This window comes from Thauera butanivorans NBRC 103042, from assembly GCF_001591165.1.
Lineage (GTDB): Bacteria > Pseudomonadota > Gammaproteobacteria > Burkholderiales > Rhodocyclaceae > Thauera > Thauera butanivorans.
In genome coordinates this window covers 1-16396 of record NZ_BCUG01000030.1, presented here as the reverse complement: position 1 = coordinate 16396, position 16396 = coordinate 1, and the positions used below count along the sequence as shown (strand labels likewise).

General features: G+C 65.9%; 14 protein-coding genes. 7 read left to right on the top strand and 7 right to left on the bottom strand.

From position 1 onward, the window contains the following. Window positions 1-2: 2 nt before the first annotated feature. The 4 genes from TBU01S_RS13195 to nosZ all read right to left on the bottom strand — a co-directional run bounded on the left by TBU01S_RS13195 (window position 3) and on the right by nosZ (window position 4569). Window positions 3-1004, bottom strand: coding sequence for a hypothetical protein (locus TBU01S_RS13195; protein WP_068637092.1), 1002 nt, complete (start codon window positions 1002-1004; stop codon window positions 3-5). 92 nt (window positions 1005-1096) lie between these two features. Further along, entirely contained in the window at window positions 1097-1810 is a 714-nt protein-coding gene (locus TBU01S_RS13190) for a c-type cytochrome (protein WP_068637091.1), read from the bottom strand. An 89-nt stretch (window positions 1811-1899) separates the two neighbouring features. Beyond that, window positions 1900-2208 (bottom strand): c-type cytochrome, encoded by a 309-nt coding sequence (locus TBU01S_RS13185; protein ID WP_068637090.1) that lies wholly within the window; start codon window positions 2206-2208, stop codon window positions 1900-1902. A 72-nt stretch (window positions 2209-2280) separates the two neighbouring features. Then, window positions 2281-4569, bottom strand: coding sequence for a Sec-dependent nitrous-oxide reductase (nosZ, locus tag TBU01S_RS13180; RefSeq protein ID WP_068637089.1), 2289 nt, complete (start codon window positions 4567-4569; stop codon window positions 2281-2283). 400 nt (window positions 4570-4969) lie between these two features. On the opposite strand from nosZ, the gene TBU01S_RS13175 reads away from it, so the two are divergent. The 3 genes from TBU01S_RS13175 to TBU01S_RS13170 are packed head-to-tail and all read left to right on the top strand — an operon-like array spanning window position 4970 to window position 6481. Continuing rightward, window positions 4970-5581 carry a 3'-5' exonuclease gene (locus TBU01S_RS13175; protein WP_068637088.1) on the top strand — a complete coding sequence of 204 codons (612 nt, stop codon included), beginning with the start codon at window positions 4970-4972 and terminating at the stop codon, window positions 5579-5581. Beyond that, window positions 5578-5733 (top strand): hypothetical protein, encoded by a 156-nt coding sequence (locus tag TBU01S_RS23895; RefSeq protein WP_169802973.1) that lies wholly within the window; start codon window positions 5578-5580, stop codon window positions 5731-5733. The genes TBU01S_RS13175 and TBU01S_RS23895 overlap by 4 nt, the downstream gene beginning before the upstream one ends. Continuing rightward, window positions 5723-6481: a class I SAM-dependent methyltransferase gene (locus tag TBU01S_RS13170; RefSeq protein WP_068637087.1), complete on the top strand. Its 759-nt coding sequence runs from the start codon at window positions 5723-5725 to the stop codon at window positions 6479-6481. Before TBU01S_RS23895 ends, TBU01S_RS13170 begins: the two co-directional genes overlap by 11 nt. Before the next feature lie 30 nt (window positions 6482-6511). Here the strand turns inward: TBU01S_RS13170 and TBU01S_RS13165 are convergent, their stop codons facing one another. Beyond that, window positions 6512-6895, bottom strand: coding sequence for a COG4315 family predicted lipoprotein (locus TBU01S_RS13165; RefSeq protein WP_068637086.1), 384 nt, complete (start codon window positions 6893-6895; stop codon window positions 6512-6514). 118 nt (window positions 6896-7013) lie between these two features. Beyond that, window positions 7014-7919 carry a LysR family transcriptional regulator gene (locus TBU01S_RS13160; RefSeq protein ID WP_369404210.1) on the bottom strand — a complete coding sequence of 302 codons (906 nt, stop codon included), beginning with the start codon at window positions 7917-7919 and terminating at the stop codon, window positions 7014-7016. A 107-nt stretch (window positions 7920-8026) separates the two neighbouring features. Here TBU01S_RS13160 and TBU01S_RS13155 point away from each other — a divergent pair, with 107 nt between their 5' ends. Continuing rightward, entirely contained in the window at window positions 8027-9193 is a 1167-nt protein-coding gene (locus TBU01S_RS13155; protein WP_068637085.1) for a mandelate racemase/muconate lactonizing enzyme family protein, read from the top strand. Between the two features lie 235 nt (window positions 9194-9428). Beyond that, window positions 9429-10931: a citrate lyase subunit alpha gene (gene citF, locus TBU01S_RS13150; RefSeq protein ID WP_068637144.1), complete on the top strand. Its 1503-nt coding sequence runs from the start codon at window positions 9429-9431 to the stop codon at window positions 10929-10931. A gap of 259 nt (window positions 10932-11190) precedes the next feature. Here citF and TBU01S_RS13145 read toward each other — a convergent pair whose 3' ends face one another. Then, complete coding sequence (locus TBU01S_RS13145; RefSeq protein ID WP_068637084.1) at window positions 11191-11742, bottom strand: TetR/AcrR family transcriptional regulator; 552 nt, start codon at window positions 11740-11742, stop codon at window positions 11191-11193. A 208-nt stretch (window positions 11743-11950) separates the two neighbouring features. Here TBU01S_RS13145 and TBU01S_RS13140 point away from each other — a divergent pair, with 208 nt between their 5' ends. Both TBU01S_RS13140 and TBU01S_RS13135 read left to right on the top strand, forming a co-directional pair. Then, a complete protein-coding gene (locus TBU01S_RS13140; protein WP_068637083.1) occupies window positions 11951-13123 on the top strand; it encodes an efflux RND transporter periplasmic adaptor subunit in 1173 nt (390 codons plus the stop codon). A gap of 23 nt (window positions 13124-13146) precedes the next feature. After that, window positions 13147-16305 carry a multidrug efflux RND transporter permease subunit gene (locus TBU01S_RS13135; RefSeq protein ID WP_068637082.1) on the top strand — a complete coding sequence of 1053 codons (3159 nt, stop codon included), beginning with the start codon at window positions 13147-13149 and terminating at the stop codon, window positions 16303-16305. The last annotated feature ends 91 nt before the right edge of the window (window positions 16306-16396 follow it).

The following is a 16396-nucleotide window of genomic DNA, read 5'->3' as shown; positions in this document are numbered from 1 at the left end:
GTTCATCCTTGCCGGGTGCCGGCCAGGGCTTGCTCTTCGCGCAATTGCTTGCGGCGCAGCAGCAGGGCGAGCATCAGGCAGACGAACACCACCATCAGCAGGCCGTAACCCCAGTGCGGGTACGAAAAGGTGGAAAACTGCGCCACCTTGCCTTCGCCGAACACGGTGGGCATGAAGGGCTTCACCGTGAAAGCGCCCCACGGGTGCAGGTTGTGGCCGAAGAACCACAGCCAGCCGGAATACTCGACCAGGTAGAACAGCGGCAGCAGGCCGGGAATCAGCGCGAGCAGCAGTTCGAAGGAGCGGAACTTGAGCACGCCGGCGAGCACCACGAGCATGGCGGCGATCAGGCCGAAGATCGCGATCTTCGAGACCAGCTCGACGTTCCTGCCCCAGGCGGCGATGCGTTCGGGGTCGTTGAAGAAGGTCGCGGACTCGTCCATGTAGTGCTGCACGTGGATGGCGAGCCTGCCCATCACGAACTGGTCGGCGACCATCCATGCGGCCAGTGCGCCGAAACCGGCCCCCATGATGCCCAGGCGCAGCCTGCGGTCGCGCACGGCGAAGGTGAGCAGCATCACGGCGAAGAAGGTGATGAAGAATTTGGAGAGCTTGGTTTCGACCGGGCCGCCGGTGGCGATCGGATACATGCCGACGTAGTGGTTGATCGTGTTCATCTCGTGAACGCAGTCGAGCGCGGTCGCCTTGCCGGTCAGCGTGGTCTGCTCGGCGAGAATCGGGTTGTAGCGGCCGGTGCCCTCGCCCATGTCCTCGGCCATCGTTTCTTCGGCAAGACGCGAGGTCTTCGGCGGGGTGGAGCAGCCGTTCTTGACGCCATCGAAGTGGAAGTGGATGCGGATGCCGTCCGGGAAGGCGTCTTCAGGGTAGTTCGGGGCAGTCAGCGACACCCACCAGATGGGGGCGAAGTAGGCGGCGACCATCGCCACCAGCGCCACCAGCGTGAGGCCGGCGATCAGGCCGTTCTTGTTTTGGGTTGCAGGCATGTGGAGCTCCGGTCGCGAGAGGATGGGTTGGCGGTCCCGGGGGGCGTGCGCGTGGCACGTACCCCCCGGTGCGAGACGGGCAGGTCAGCGGGTCACTTCTTGGCGCTGCACATCGAGCCGGGCATCTTCAGGCTGGCCTGGTAGGCGGAGATCGCCACCAACTGGTCGTCGTTGTATGGCTTGATGACCTTGACCATGTCGGGGTTGGCGTTGCGGCGGTGGCCGTCACGGATCTCGGTCATCTGGCGCAGCAGGTACTTGTAGTGCTGGCCGGCGATGACGGGGTAGAACTTCTCCTTGTCGCCCTCCCCGTTCTTGCCGTGGCACTCCATGCAGTCCTTCTCGTACATCTCCCTGCCCTTGGCGATCTGGATCGAGACGTCGGCGCCCTCGTACTTGCCGTGGTCGGTCGGGATGCACAGGCTTTCGATATAGGCGGAGACGTCGGCGAGTTCCTGCGGGTCGACCAGGGTCACCGCGAACGGATACATGGTCGGGTTGTCGCGCAGGCCGGCGCGGATGTCGGCCATCTGCTTGATCAACACGGTGGTGTGCTGGCCCGCGAGCTGCGGGAAGGTGCCGTCGGGACGCCCTGCGCCGGACGGCAGATGACAGGCGCCGCAGATTTCATAGGCTTCCTCGCCGCGGGTGACGTCTCCCTCGAGCTGGAGCGCCTCGATCTTTTCGCCTTCCTGGGCGTTCCAGACATAACCTTCGCCCTCGATGCCGGTTGCCTTCGGTGCAGGGGGGCCGGCGAACGCGAGGCTGGCGGAGAGCAGGGCGGTGAGCAGAACGGTGATCTTCATGATTCGGGTCCTCAATCGGTGCAGCGCGGAGGGCTTGGAGAGAACATGGCTTCCGCATGCGTGGTCACGGGGGGCGGTGAAGGGCTGCCTCATTTCAGGCTTTCGAGCCAGGCGGCGATCGCCTTGATCTCTTCGTCATTGACGAGGTGCATCACGCCCTTCATCGCGGCGGACTGGCCATTGGCACGCGTGCCGCTCTTGATGTCCTTCATCTGCTGCTCGGCATAGGCCGCGTTCTGGCCGGCGAGCATGGGGTACGTGGGCAGCAGCGGCTTCCTGGCGTCTGCGCCGTGACAGGCGTTGCAGGTCTTTTCGGCGTAGAGCCTGGCGCCGTCGAGCGCGGCGAAAGCGGGGGCGGACACGGTGGCCGCCAGCAGCAGGGAAACGATCAGCTTCATGGATCCGTCATCCTTGGGAGAGAAGAAAGGTCGGGGAACGGCGGCCACTGGCTCCGCTCCCCGATTCGTGTGCTACTTGGCGCCCTTCTGCTCGAGGAAGGTCTTCGCGCGCAGACCGATGTCGGCAGCCTTGACCTGGTACTGCCACACCTGCTCGGCCCACAGGTTCGCCTGCTCCCAGTCCTGCTGGGCGGCGGCGGCCTCGTGCTTGGCCTTGGCTTCCTGGGTCTTGCCGAGCTGGTCGGTGGCGTCTTCCATCAGCGCGACGACTTCCGGATAGGCCTTGTAGTTCACCGAGGTGATGTAGCCGACGACCTGGTCGATGACCGCCTGGGTGTCCACAACCTTCTTCAAGGTGTTCTTGTAGTCGGTTTCGGTGTAGTTGGCGGCGGCGAGCTGGGCGCCTTCCTCGGGCTTCCAGCCCTTCGGGCTGACCAGCAGGTAGCCCTGCATCTCGAGGTGCAGCGCCGAGCAGAACTCGGTGCAGTAGTACGGATACACGCCTTCCTTGTCCGCGGTGAACTTGACCGAGGCGGTCTTGCCCGGCTCGACCGAGGCATGCACGTTGTAGGTCGAGACGGTGAAGCCGTGGGTCTCGTCCTGGGCGCGCTCGAGGTTGGTCAGGTAGATCGTGACCTCGTCACCCTTTTCGACCTCGATGGTCTCGGGAGTGATGTGCGAGCGGATCAGCGTGCCATACACCGTGACCTTGTTGCCCTCGCGGACGATCTTCTCCTCGCCCGCGCGCACCTTGCCCACATGCTCGGAGTCGGTACGCGTATTGGTGCCGACCTTGTAGCGGATCGCGGGCTTGAGCTTCTTGGCGTCGATGCCGACGACGTAGTGCGGCTCGCCGAGCGGCAGCGGCATGTCGTACAGCAGCTGCATCTTGTCGTTGCTGATGTCGATCAGCTGGTGGTTCTGCGGATGCAGCGGGCCCACGGGGTTGAAACGGTCGATCGACAGCTTGTTGAGCGCCACCAGGTACTTGCCCTTCGGCTTGGTGGTGTCGCCTTCCATCGTCATCAGGTGGCCGATGTTGTAGTGGATGGCCAGCTTGTCCAGCAGCTTGCCTTCGCAGAAGTTCCACTTCGCCACCATCGAGTCCACATACAGCGAGGTGTAGGCGACGCACTCCTTGGCATCGAACTGGGTGTGCAGCGGGCCGAGGCCGAGCTGGACCTGGGTGTGCAGCGCATCCTTCATGCCGATCACCGGGATGCCATACGGATCCTTGGATTCGAAGCGCCCGCTCTTGATCGCATCCATGATCTTCTCGAAGGAATAGACGGATACGTGGGTGTCGAGCTTGCCGGAGACGACGATGAACTTGCCGTTCGGCGTCACATCGACGCCGTGCGGGCTCTTCGGCTCGGGAATCAGGAACAGGATGCCTTCCTTGATCGCCGTTTCCATCATGATCACGCGATGGCCGTTGATGACCTGGATCTTGCTGTCGTCCCTGGCGATCTCGGCCGCACGCTTCCAGTTGATCACGTGCATGTAGTCGGTGTCCTTCGCCGAACAGCCGGCCTCGTACGGCGGGCGGCCCTTCTCGATGCCGCCGACGTAGCGTTCCGTGCAGAAGCTGTTGGTGAAGGACCAGCCGTCGGACACCAGCTTGCCCGCATCCGAAAGGTCTTGAGAATAGGGCGGGAGTTCGAGCGAGAAGGATTCTTCGGGCTTGATCTTGCCGTGCTCGCGATCGAACTTCCAATAGGTGATGGCGCCGCGGTATTTCTCGTTGAATTGCTCGAGCGGGTAGAACTTCTGGTTCTCGAGCGGCGCGGCGTATTGCGAGGCCTCGATGATGTACTCGGTATTCGGGGTGACGAAGGCGCCGCCATGCTCCGATTTCATGATCGGATTGACGACGATCTGCTTGGTTTCGAAGTCGCGCAGATCGAGAACGGCAATACGCGGGTTCGATTTGTCGTTGATGAAAAGGAACTGGCCGTCGTATTCGCCATTGGTTTCGGAAATCGCGGGGTGATGGGTATCGCCCCAGGTGATGTCCTTGCCGTCGATGCGCCCCTGGGCGAGCACTGCCTTGGATTCCTCGTCGTAGCCATAGCCTTGCCAGGGCTCAGGCGTGAATACGCCTATGTATTTCAGGATGCGCATCGAAGGCACGCCGTAGACGAGAACCTGGCCGGATTGTCCGCCCGAACTGAAGGCAAGGAATTCGTCGCGGCCGCCGCTCGGCGTGTAGGTCTTGGCCGCCGCGAGCAGATCCTGCTGGGTCAGGTTGCGGCGCTTCATCACGTCCTGCAGCGATTCGGCCGCGGAGGACATGCCTGCGCCCAGGCCGAGGCCGGACGCAATGAGCAGGGCCATGGTCTTTACTGCCAGTGTTTTCATTTTGGATATCTCCTAATGAGTTACTGCATTCCAGACATCGGGAAAACGATATTTGTCGAACCACGGCCCATGGGCGTCGGATCGTGGAAACGGGTGAATCGAAGAGATTGATTCATGGAGTCGGATCCGCCGATTTTTTGGATTGATGAATGGGCTGGAGTGAGCATGGTTCGTGCCAATGCCGGAAAAGGCGCCGCGCCTGGCTTTTCGGCGACCGTCCGGCGAATGTGGCGCTGTCTCGGCTGCCGAAAATGACAGCCCCGCTGCTGGGATGGCAGGCAGGTGTCAGTGCCCTTCAAACGGGGCTCGTGCCCGCTTCGGCACGCCCCATGTGGCATGGCCGAATCCGCCGGATGTCGGCTACAGTTCCGACTCTGACGAATCAGCAGGTGTACCGAGCATGGAAGTGGTGGCGGTGATCGACTTCGAGACCACGGGGCTGTCGCCCGCGCAGGGCGACCGGGCGACCGAGGTCGCGGCGGTGATCGTGGAAGACGGCCGGGTGGTGGATCGATACCAGAGCCTGATGAACGCCGGTGTGCGCATCCCGGCCTTCATCGAAGCGCTGACCGGGATTTCCAATGCCATGGTCCGCAGCGCGCCGCCCGCCGGAGAGGTCATGCGGGAAGTGTCCGACTTCGTCGGCGACATCCCCATCGTCGCCCACAACGCTTCCTTCGACGCCAAGTTCTGGGATGCCGAACTCGCCCGCGTCCAGCGCTCGCGCAGGCAGGAGTTCGTCTGTTCGCTGCTGCTGTCCCGCCGCCTGTTCCCGCTGGCACCCAGCCACAAGCTCGGTGCGCTGGTCGAGTACGCGCAACTGCCGGTCGCCGGCCGCTATCACCGCGCGCTGGCCGATGCCGAGATGGCGGCAAGCCTGCTGCTGCGTCTCGAAGAGGAACTGCGCCAGCGCCATCGGGTGCCGCAGGTGTCGGTCGAACTGCTGCGGCGGATTCAGCGCGTGCCCAAGGCGCAGTTGCAGAAATGCCTGGCGGCGTTCACCCGGGCGTGAGGGTGCCGGCAGAAGCAGCTTCGCCAGGTGTGTACCGGCTGGAGCAGGTGCTGGAGGATGCGGCCCAGGCCCTGGCACGCGAAGAATTCCCGGCCCGCATCGCGGCCGCCAAGGCAGGACTTTCCACAGGAGGCGACACCGATGTCGAGTGATTCCACCCCGGCACGCAACTGGTTCGACCAGGGCGGCAGCGCCTATGCGCGCTTTCGCCCCGAATACCCGCCCGAGCTTGCCGCCTTCCTCGCCTCGGCGGCGCCGGACACCGGGCTTGCGGTCGATGTCGGCTGCGGCAACGGGCAACTGACCCAACTGCTTGCGCCGCATTTCGACACGGTCGTCGGCCTGGACCCCAGCGCCGACCAGATCGCGCACGCCGCGCCGAACGCGCGCATCACTTATCGGTGCGCGCCGGCCGAACGGCTTCCGCTGGCCGATGGCAGCGCGAGCCTGATCACCGCGGCCCAGGCCGCGCACTGGTTCGACCTGCCCGCCTTCTACCGGGAGGTTCGCCGGGTCGGCGCGCCGGGAGCCGTCCTGGCCCTGGTCAGCTATGGCGTCCTCAGGCTCGAACCCGCGCTCGACGAGCGATTCCAGGCCTTCTACCGGGACGGCATCGGCCCCTGCTGGCCGCCCGAGCGCAAGCTGGTGGACAGCGGCTACGCGACCCTCGATTTCCCCTTCCAGGAACTGAGCGCCCCAGCCCTGCAGATCCGGCTCGACTGGCGCCTGCCCGAGTTCCTGGGCTATCTGTCGACCTGGTCGGCCGTCCGCAATGCCAGGGAAGCGGGGCGCGAAGACGTGCTGCTCGGCTTCGCCGACGAAATTTCCGCGGCATGGGGCGACGGCGACACCCGCCGCGCCATCGTCTGGCCGATCAACATGCGCATCGGAAGGCTATGACGCCGCGGCAATCCAGGGTCGCCATCGGCTTCAGGGTTTCGCGACGCGCCAGACGTTGTTGAAGCCGTCTCCCGTCCTGTCCCCCGGCTTCTGGTCCTTGGCCCAGAAATACAGCGGCTTGCCCTTGTAGGCCCATTGCTTCCTGCCGTCGTCGCGCGTCACGACGCTGTAGTCGGCCCCGGCCGTTTCGCCCTCCATCACCAGCAGCGGCGGCCAGTTGGTGGCGCAGGGGCCATTGCATGCGCTCGTGCCGCTGCCTTCGGCGTCCCTGTCGAAGGTGTAGAGCGTCATGCCGTTGCTGCCGGTGAGCATGCCGTCGCTGACCTGCGCCGGTTCCGTGGCCTGGACGGTGTGGCCGGCCGCCAGCAAGGTGGCGGCAAGAATCAGGCGGGCGGATGTTCTGGAGGCTTTCATGTCGTTCTCCTTGACGAGGTCTCGGGGAGCCTCACCTGCATCTTAGTAAACGATTCGGCTCATCACATTGCTTTCGCAGCTCGGCGCTCCATTCCGGGGCGCCGCCGGCCCGAACCGGCTAGGCCTGTTCGCCCGCAAGCTGCTCGACCAGGAAGTTGATGAACGTCCTGACCCGGGCAGGCAGGTTCTTCTTGCTCGGGTAATAGGCGTACAGGTCCGCACTCGGCAGCGCGAACTCGGGGAGAATGCGCCGCAGCCGGCCGCTTTCCAGGTACTTGGTCACGTCCCATTCCGAGCGGATGACGATGCCCCGGCCATCCAGCGCCCAGCCCTGGACGATGTCCCCGTCGTTGCTGGACAGGACTCCCTGGACCTTGACGGCTTCCGTGCGGCCATCGACCAGGAAGCGCCAGACGCCGTATGCATCGTTGTTCTGCCGATGGATGATGCAGCGGTGCCTGGTCAGGTCTTCCAGCTTCTTCGGTGTGCCATGCTTTTCCAGGTAAGCGGGCGAGGCACAGACGAAGCGCCGGTTCGACATGATCCGGCGGGCGTTGATCCTGTTGTCCGGCAGTTCGCCAAAGCGGACTGCCAGATCGAAACCTTTGTCGATCAGATCGACGGGGCGGTCGGTGACTTCCAGCTGCACCTGGACATCGGGATGGCGGGCCGTGAAGGTCGAGACGAGCGGCGCGATGACGCTGCGGCCGAAGCCCAGCGGTGCGTTGACGCGCAGGAGCCCGCGCGGCGCGGCACCGTTTCCGGAGACGATCTCGTCCAGTTCCCGCAGTTCGTCGATCAGGCGGACCGCATGCTGGAGATAGACCTCCCCCTCGGGCGTCAGGCTGATCCTGCGCGTGCTGCGATTCAGCAATCGGGCGCCGATGCGCTTCTCCATCGCTGCCAGGCGCATCGTCGCCGCCGGCGGTGTGATGTCGAGTGCCCGTGCTGCGGCCGACAGGCTGCCCAGCCTGTTCAGGAGCACGAAGAATTCGAGTTCGGAGAAGCTTGCAGTTTTAATCAAAACTTAATAATGATCTCAGATCAGGCTGAAACAGCATCAAGGAGCTTAAAACTATTCTAGTGCCACGGAAGCTGACCCGCCAGCCTCCGGACTTCAAGGAGACGCACATGAGAATAGTGGAAATTCGCGAGAAGACCGTACCGATCAGTTCCCCGATCCGCAACGCCTATATCGATTTCAGCAAGATGACGCTCAGCCTCGTGGCCGTCGTCACCGACGTCATCCGCGATGGCAAGCCGGTCATCGGTTATGGCTTCAACTCCAACGGCCGCTACGGCCAGGGCACATTGATGCGCGAGCGCTTCATTCCCCGCATCCTGGAGGCCGATCCGGCAAGCCTGGTCGATGTCAGCGGCGGCAACCTGGACCCGCACAAGATCTGGAACTGCATGTTCACCAACGAAAAGCCGGGCGGCCACGGCGAGCGCTCGGTTGCGATCGGCACGATCGACATGGCGGTCTGGGACGCGGTGGCCAAGATCGAAGGCAAACCGCTGTTCCAGTTGCTGGCCGACCGCCATGGCGACGGCACGGTGAACCGCGAGATTTTCGTGTATGCGGCCGGCGGCTATTACTACCCCGGCCAGGATCACGGAAAGCTGAAGGACGAGATGCGCAGCTACATCGATCGTGGCTACACCGTGGTCAAGAAGAAGATCGGCGGTGCATCGCTGGATGAGGATCTCCGCCGGATCGACTCGATTCTGAGCGTGCTGCAGGATGGCCAGAAACTCGCGGTCGATGCCAATGGCCGCTTCGATCTGGATACCGCCATCCAGTACGCCAAGGCGCTGTCCCAGTATGACCTGTTCTGGTACGAGGAGCCGGGCGACCCGCTGGACTTCGAGTTGCAGGCAGCGCTGAGGAACTACTACGACAAGCCGATGGCAACCGGCGAAGACCTGTTCTCGATGCAGGATGCGCGCAACCTCATCCGCTATGGCGGCATGCGTCCCGACCGCGACTGGCTGCAGTTCGACTGCGCCTTGAGCTACGGGCTGGTCGAGTATCTGCGCACACTGGACATGCTGAAGCAGCATGGCTGGTCTGCCAGCCGCTGCATTCCGCACGGCGGCCATCAGATGTCCCTGAATATCGCGGCTGGCCTCGGCCTGGGCGGCAACGAGTCCTACCCGGATCTGTTCCAGCCCTACGGCGGATTCCCGGATGGCGTAAAAGTGGAGAACGGCTACGTCACGTTGCCGGAGTTGCCGGGAATCGGCTTCGAAGGCAAGTCGGACCTGATCTGCGAGATGCGCAAGCTCGCGGAATGAGCGCCGGACCCACGCCGTCGCCGCAAGGCGGCAGCGTGAGCCTCGCCGCCGCTGCCGGGGCTTCTTCCATGCCAAGGCTTTTTCCATTGTGGCTGGGAGGGGCCCTGGCCGGTCTTCGGATTTCGTGAAGACCGGGTTAATGAATCAACGATACCTCCTCTCCGGGCGCCTTCGATACGATGCGCCCTTGCGGCGTCTCGATGCGCCGGCCGATCGAATGAACGAGGAGACGAACATGATCAACGCCGTCGGACGGGACATTCCCGCGCAACTGCCCGGCCGCGCGCCCTTCGCCGGCGCGGGCGGGAAGGCTGGCCGCGCGTCCGGGCAGCAGAAGCTGCTGGCGTCGATCGGCGACGCGCTGGATGCCTGCGGGCTGGCCGATGGTGGCACGGTGTCGTTCCACCACCATCTGCGCAATGGCGACCACCTGTTGAACCTCGTGCTTGCCGAGATCGCACGGCGCGGGCTGCGCGGCATCCATGTGGCGGCCAGTTCCCTGTTTCCGGTGCATGCGCCGCTGGTCGAGCACATCCGTTCCGGCGTCGTCGGCCGGATCAGCGCGACCTACATTTCCGGCGCGGTCGGCGAGGCCATCGCGCGCGGCGAACTGAGCGAGCCGGTGCGCATGCTGACCCACGGCGGGCGGGCGCGGGCGATCATGGCGGGTGAGCTGCCGATCGACGTCGCCTTCGTCGCCGCGCCCACGGCCGACTGCTGCGGCAACATCAACGGCATCGATGGGCGCTCGGCCTGCGGCACGCTGGGTTATGCGCTGGTCGACGTCAGGCATGCGCGGCATGTGGTGGCCGTCACCGACCACCTCGTGCCCCACCCCGCCAGCCCGGCCCAGATCACCCAGGACTTCGTCGACCACGTGGTCGAGGTCGACTCCATCGGCGACGCCGCCGGCATCGTCTCCGGGACCACGCGGGCGACCTCGGACCCGGTCGGGCTGGAGATCGCGCGTACCGCTGCGCAGGTGATCGAGGCCTCCGGGCTGCTGAAGGACGGGCTGTCGTTCCAGACCGGCGCCGGCGGCATCTCGCTGGCCGTCGCCGCGGCGCTGCGGGAATTGATGGTCGCGCGCGGGATCACCGGCAGCTTCGCCTCCGGCGGCATCACTTCCTACCTCGTCGAGATGCTCGAACAAGGCCTGTTCCGGACCCTGCTGGACGTGCAGTGCTTCGATCTCGCCGCGGTCGATTCCTTCCGCCGCAACGCCGCCCACATGGAGATGTCGGCCTCGCTGTATGCCAATCCGGCGACCCGCGGCCCGGTCGTCGACCAGCTCGACGTGGTGATCCTGGGCGCGGCCGAGATCGACACGGATTTCAACGTGAATGTCACCACCGGCACCAACGGCGTGATCCTCGGCGGCTCGGGCGGCCATGCCGATACCGCAGCGGGGGCGAAGCTGGCGATCGTCACCACCAAGCTCAATGCCGGCGGCTTCGCCAAGGTGGTGGATCGCGTCGGCGTGGTCACCACGCCCGGCGAGACGATCGACGTGCTGGTCACCGAGGCAGGGGTCGCGGTGAATCCGCGGCGCACCGAGCTCGCGCAGCGGCTGCAGGCCGCCGGCCTGCCGGTGGTGCCGGTCGAGGCGCTGCGCGACATCGCCGCCGGGCAGGCGACGAAGCCGCCGGCCGGAATTCCATCCTGTGGGCGTGTCGTCGCCTTCGTGGAGTATCGGGACGGCACCGTGATCGACGTCGTCAGGGCCGTGCAGGGCTGATCGTATTGCTGTTCCCTTGCCGGCCGGTGGCAGGCGAGCGGCCTCCCCGATCGGCAAAGCGGCCCTGTCCCCGTTCGGTCTGCGTGGCGAGATGCATCGGCCGCATCATTGCCACCCACGATCGACAAGATGTCTCCGATCCGGCAGCGCATGGCCCGGGCAGCGTCCGGTCATCGCACCCGCCAGGATGTTCAGCTCCCGATGGCGGGGCCGGGAAGGCCGGCTTCAGGCCCATGGCGACGCCCGTCCCGGCAGCTTGTCACTGCCTTGCCGTACCCTGCAGGAACGCGCGTTCGAGCAGGCCGGGCAGGCCCGCGCGGGCGACGCGGCCGCGGCGCTCCGCGTCCACCAGGCCGATCACCATCGACACCCAGATCTCGGCCAGCGCGGGTGCGGGGATGTCGATGCGGAACACGCCTTCCTGCTGGCCGCGCAGGAAGAAGGCGTCCAGCGCGGCATCCCAGCCTTCTTCGACGCAGGGGTCTCTCAGCGCATCCTTCCAGTAATACATCAGGAAGGCGGTCAGTTCCCGGTGCTCCAGGTGGCTGGCGGTCAGTTGCCTGAGGGCGTCCGGCACCGCCGCCGTGTCCAGGCTGGCGTCTCTGATGGCGTCGCTGAAGACCTGGGTGCAGTGCTGCATCAGGCGCTCGATGAGCTGCTCGCGGGTGCGGCAGAAGCGGTACAGCGTGGCCTTGCTGATGCCGATGGCGCGGGCGAGTTCCTGCAGCGAGGCCCTGGGCTGGTCGACGAGGGCGAGGGCCAGCGCGGCCAGCAGTTTCCGGTCTTCGGCATCGGCGGCAGGAGTTGTCATGCCAGGCTCACACGCTTCCATGTCAGGGGTTCGGATGCGAACGTGAATCACACCTGACTCACCTTCGCCAATCATCGGCCCCATTGTCGCATGAGCTGGATTCAAACGTAAAATTGATCATAAAAATATCTTTTGAATCAAAATTGATTCATAGGATTTTTTGTGGAATCATGCAGCGCTTGTGCATTCCGATCCTGCAGAGAGACCGATGATGAAGAGCCCGAAAATGCGGCCGCCATCCCTGTTCATGCTTGCCGCGGCGGCGCTGATCGCCGGCTGCGACGGCAGCCGGGGGGCGCCCGGACCGCAAGCCGAAACCTTGCCCACGGTCGAGACGATCACGGTCGAGCGCGGACCGCTGGCCTTGTCGAGCGAACTGCCGGGGCGTGTCGAGCCGGTCCGCGTCGCCGAAGTGCGGGCGCGGGTCGCCGGCATCGTGCTCAGCCGCAAGTTCACCGAAGGCGCCGACGTCGAGGCCGGCCAGGTGCTGTTCCAGATCGATCCGGCGCCGTTCAAGGCGGCGCTGTCGCGCGCGCAGGGCGCGCTGGCCAAGGCCGAAGCGAACCTGTTCGATGCCCGGGCCGTGCTGAAGCGCCATGAAGAACTGGTCAGGATCGAAGCGGTCAGCCGCCAGGACTACGATGCGGCCCAGGCGCGGCTCAAGAGCGCGCAGGCCGAGCGCCAGGCGGCGCTGGCCGAGGTCGAGACGGCGAAGCTCGATCTCGGCCATGCGACGGTGAAGGCGCCGATCTCGGGCCGCATCGGCCGCGCGCTGGTGACCGAAGGCGCCCTCGTCGGCCAGGGCGAAGCCACGCCGCTGGCGATGATCCAGCAGATCGATCCGGTCTATGTCGATTTCAAGCAGCCGGTGGCCGAAGTGCAGGCCCTGCGCGCCGAACTGGCCGCAGGGCGGCTGGCGCAGGACGAAGGCAGGGGTGCGCGGATTTCGGTCAGCGTCGAAGGCACGGGCGAGCAGCGCGACGGGCACCTGCTGTTCTCCGACATCACCGTGGACCGCGGTACCGGGCAGATATCGCTGCGCGGCCGCTTCGACAATGCCGACGGGCTGCTGCTGCCCGGCATGTACGTGCGCGTGCATGCGCCGCAGGGCGTCGACCCGCAGGCGGTGCTGGTGCCGCAGCGCGCGGTGGTGCGCGGCACCGACGGCAGCCCGCAGGTGCTGGTGGTCGATGGCCAAGATACCGTGCAGGCACGGCAGGTGCGCACCGGTGCGATGCACGGCGCTGCCTGGCACATCACCGACGGCCTGCAGGCCGGCGACCGGGTCGTCGTCGGCGGCCGCGCCAAGGCGGGCGACAAGGTCGCCGTCGCGCCAGCGGCGTCGCCCGCCGCGGCTGCCCCCGCCGCCGCGGGCGGTTGAGACCAGACGCCAGGAACAGGAACATGCCGAAGTTTTTCATCGACCGCCCCAACTTCGCCTGGGTAGTCGCGATCTTCATCTCGCTCGCCGGCCTGCTGGCGATTCCCTCGCTGCCGGTCGCCCAGTACCCGGTGGTGGCGCCGCCGCAGATCTCGATCTGGGCGACCTATCCCGGCGCCTCGGCCGACACCGTGGTCGATTCGGTGACCAGCGTCATCGAGGAAGAGCTCAACGGCGCCAAGGGACTGCTGTACTACGAGTCGTCCAGCAGTTCCGCCGGCACCGCCGAGATCATCGTCACCTTCGCGCCGGGCACCGACCCGGACCTGGCGCAGGTGGACGTGCAGAACCGCCTGAAGAAGGCCGAGGCACGCCTGCCCGGCGCCGTCACCCAGCTCGGCCTGCAGGTGGATCAGGCCAGCGCCGGTTTCCTGCTGATCTATGCGCTCACCTACAAGGGCGACGATGCAGGCAAGGACGTCGTCGGGCTGTCCGAATTCGCCGTGCGCAACATCAACAACGAGATCCGCCGCGTGCCCGGCGTCGGCAAGGTGCAGTACTTCGGTGCCGAGGCGGCGATGCGGGTGTGGGTCGATCCGCAGAAGCTGGTCGGCTACGGGCTGTCGGTGGCCGACGTCAATGCCGCGATCGCGGCGCAGAACGCGCAGGTGCCGGCCGGCAGCTTCGGCAGCCGCCCCGGCAGCGCCGAGCAGGAGCTGAGCGCCACGATCGTGGTCAAGGGCATGCTCGCGACGCCGGAGGAGTTCGGCCGCATCGTGCTGCGCGCCAATCCGGACGGTTCGAAGGTGACGCTCGCCGACGTCGCCCGGCTGGAACTGGGCCGCCAGGACTACAACTTCGACTCGCGCATGAACGGCAAGCTGTCGGTGGCCGGCGCGGTGCAGTTGTCGCCGGGCGCCAACGCGGTGCAGACGGCGGCGGCGGTCAAGGCGCGGCTGGCGGAACTGTCGGTGTCCTTCCCGGACGACATCGAATACGCCGTGCCCTACGACACCTCGCGCTTCGTGGACGTCGCCATCGACAAGGTGATCCAGACCCTGGTCGAAGCCATGGTGCTGGTCTTCCTGGTGATGTTCCTGTTCCTGCAGAACTTCCGCTACACGCTGATCCCGACCATCGTGGTGCCGGTGTGCCTGTTGGGCACGCTGGCGGTGATGTATGCGCTGGGCTTCTCGGTCAACATGATGACGATGTTCGGCATGGTGCTGGCCATCGGCATCCTGGTGGACGATGCCATCGTCGTGGTCGAGAACGTCGAGCGCATCATGGCCGAGGAAGGGCTGGCACCGCGCGAGGCGACGGTCAAGGCGATGCAGCAGGTCGCCGGCGCCATCGTCGGCATCACCCTGGTGCTGGCGGCGGTGTTCATGCCGCTGGCCTTCATGAGTGGCTCGGTCGGCGTGATCTACCAGCAGTTCTCGCTGTCGCTGGCAGTGTCCATCCTGTTCTCCGGCTTCCTCGCGCTGAGCCTGACGCCGGCGCTGTGCGCGACGCTGCTGAAGCCGATTCCGCAAGGCCATCACGACGAGAAGACCGGCTTCTTCGGCTGGTTCAATCGCCGTTTCGCCGGGCTGACCGAGCGCTACGGATGGCTCAACGCGCGCCTGCTGCGGCGCAGCGGGCGCTACATGCTGGTCTATGCGGCCATCGTCGCGGTGCTGGGCTTCTTCTACCTGCGCCTGCCCGAATCCTTCGTGCCGGTCGAGGACCAGGGCTATTTCATCGTCGACGTGCAACTGCCGCCGGGCGCCACCTATCCGCGCGCCGAAGCGGTGGTCAAGGAGCTGGAAGAGTATCTGCATTCCCGGAACAGCATGGATTCGACCACGATGCTGCTCGGTTTCAGCTTCTCCGGCACCGGCCAGAACGCCGCCCTCGGCTTCCCGACGCTGACCGACTGGTCCGAGCGCGGCCGCGGACAGTCGGCTTCGGACGAAGTCGCGGCGTTCAACGCCCGTTTCGCCGGCCTCGGCGATGCCGCGGTGATGGCGGTCGATCCGCCGCCGATCGAAGGCCTGGGCAATGCCGGCGGCTTCGCCCTGCGCCTGCAGGACCGCGGCGGCCTCGGCCGCGAGGCGCTGATCGCGGCGCGCAACGAGCTGCTGTACAGGGCCAACACTTCGCCGCTCTTCGCCTACGCGATGATGGAAGGCCTGGAGGATGCACCCCAGCTTCGCCTGGACATCGACCGTGCCAAGGCCGAGGCGCTGGGCGTCAGCTTCGCCGACATCAACACCGTCATCGCCAGCGCCTACGGTTCGGCCCTGGTCAGCGACTTCGCCAACGCCGGCCGGCAGCAGCGGGTGGTGGTGCAGGCCGACGTCGACGAGCGCATGACGCCGGAGCAGATCCTGGCGCTGCACGTGCCCAATGCGCGCGGCGGGCAGGTGCCGCTGTCGGCCTTCACCACCATGGCCTGGGAAAGCGGCGCGGTGCAGATTTCGCGCTACAATGGCTATCCGGCGTTCAAGATCGGCGGCAATGCCGCGCCCGGCCACAGTACCGGCGAGGCGATGGCCGAGATCGAGCGCATCATCGGTGAACTGCCCGAGGGCATCGGCTACGAATGGACCGGGCTGTCCTACCAGGAGAAGTTCGCCGGCGCGCAGGCACCGATGCTGTTCGCGCTGTCCTTCCTGGTGGTGTTCCTGCTGCTGGTGGCGCTGTACGAAAGCTGGTCGATCCCGGCTTCGGTGATGCTGATCGTGCCGGTCGGCGCGCTCGGCGCGGTGCTGGCCGTGACCCTGCTGGGCATGCCCAACGACGTCTATTTCAAGGTCGGCCTGATCACCATCATCGGCCTGTCGGCGAAGAACGCGATCCTGATCGTCGAGTTCGCCAGAAGCCTGCACCAGCAGGGGCGTTCGCTGGTCGAGGCCGCGATCGAGGCGGCGCGGCTGCGCTTCCGCCCGATCGTGATGACCTCGCTGGCCTTCATCCTCGGCGTGGTGCCGCTGGCCATCGCCACCGGCGCCGGCGCCGCCAGCCAGCGCGCGATCGGCATCGGCGTGATCGGCGGCATGCTGACCGCGACCTCGCTCGGCGTCATCCTGGTGCCGATCTTCTTCGTCTGGGTGCTGTCGCGCTTCTCGCGCCGGCAGCAGGCCGGGCAGGGGGCCGATGCGCCGATGCGGCCGGCGGCCGACGGCGCGGCGGAATGAGCGGACGCGGCATGCCGCCAACCGTGGGCTGGCGGTATGCCGTGATGGCGTCTCGGGCGGCGTTCAGGCCGATGCCAGTTGGCGTGCCTTT

What these genes read in the sequence shown, in the direction of transcription:
- TBU01S_RS13195 (WP_068637092.1), bottom strand. Translation starts at nt 1,004, where the DNA reads ATGCCTGCAACCCAAAACAAGAACGGCCTGATCGCCGGCCTCACGCTG.
- TBU01S_RS13190 (WP_068637091.1), bottom strand. Translation starts at nt 1,810, where the DNA reads ATGAAGATCACCGTTCTGCTCACCGCCCTGCTCTCCGCCAGCCTCGCG.
- TBU01S_RS13185 (WP_068637090.1), bottom strand. Translation starts at nt 2,208, where the DNA reads ATGAAGCTGATCGTTTCCCTGCTGCTGGCGGCCACCGTGTCCGCCCCC.
- nosZ (WP_068637089.1), bottom strand. Translation starts at nt 4,569, where the DNA reads ATGAAAACACTGGCAGTAAAGACCATGGCCCTGCTCATTGCGTCCGGC.
- TBU01S_RS13175 (WP_068637088.1), top strand. Translation starts at nt 4,970, where the DNA reads ATGGAAGTGGTGGCGGTGATCGACTTCGAGACCACGGGGCTGTCGCCC.
- TBU01S_RS13170 (WP_068637087.1), top strand. Translation starts at nt 5,723, where the DNA reads ATGTCGAGTGATTCCACCCCGGCACGCAACTGGTTCGACCAGGGCGGC.
- TBU01S_RS13165 (WP_068637086.1), bottom strand. Translation starts at nt 6,895, where the DNA reads ATGAAAGCCTCCAGAACATCCGCCCGCCTGATTCTTGCCGCCACCTTG.
- TBU01S_RS13155 (WP_068637085.1), top strand. Translation starts at nt 8,027, where the DNA reads ATGAGAATAGTGGAAATTCGCGAGAAGACCGTACCGATCAGTTCCCCG.
- citF (WP_068637144.1), top strand. Translation starts at nt 9,429, where the DNA reads ATGATCAACGCCGTCGGACGGGACATTCCCGCGCAACTGCCCGGCCGC.
- TBU01S_RS13145 (WP_068637084.1), bottom strand. Translation starts at nt 11,742, where the DNA reads ATGACAACTCCTGCCGCCGATGCCGAAGACCGGAAACTGCTGGCCGCG.
- TBU01S_RS13140 (WP_068637083.1), top strand. Translation starts at nt 11,951, where the DNA reads ATGATGAAGAGCCCGAAAATGCGGCCGCCATCCCTGTTCATGCTTGCC.
- TBU01S_RS13135 (WP_068637082.1), top strand. Translation starts at nt 13,147, where the DNA reads ATGCCGAAGTTTTTCATCGACCGCCCCAACTTCGCCTGGGTAGTCGCG.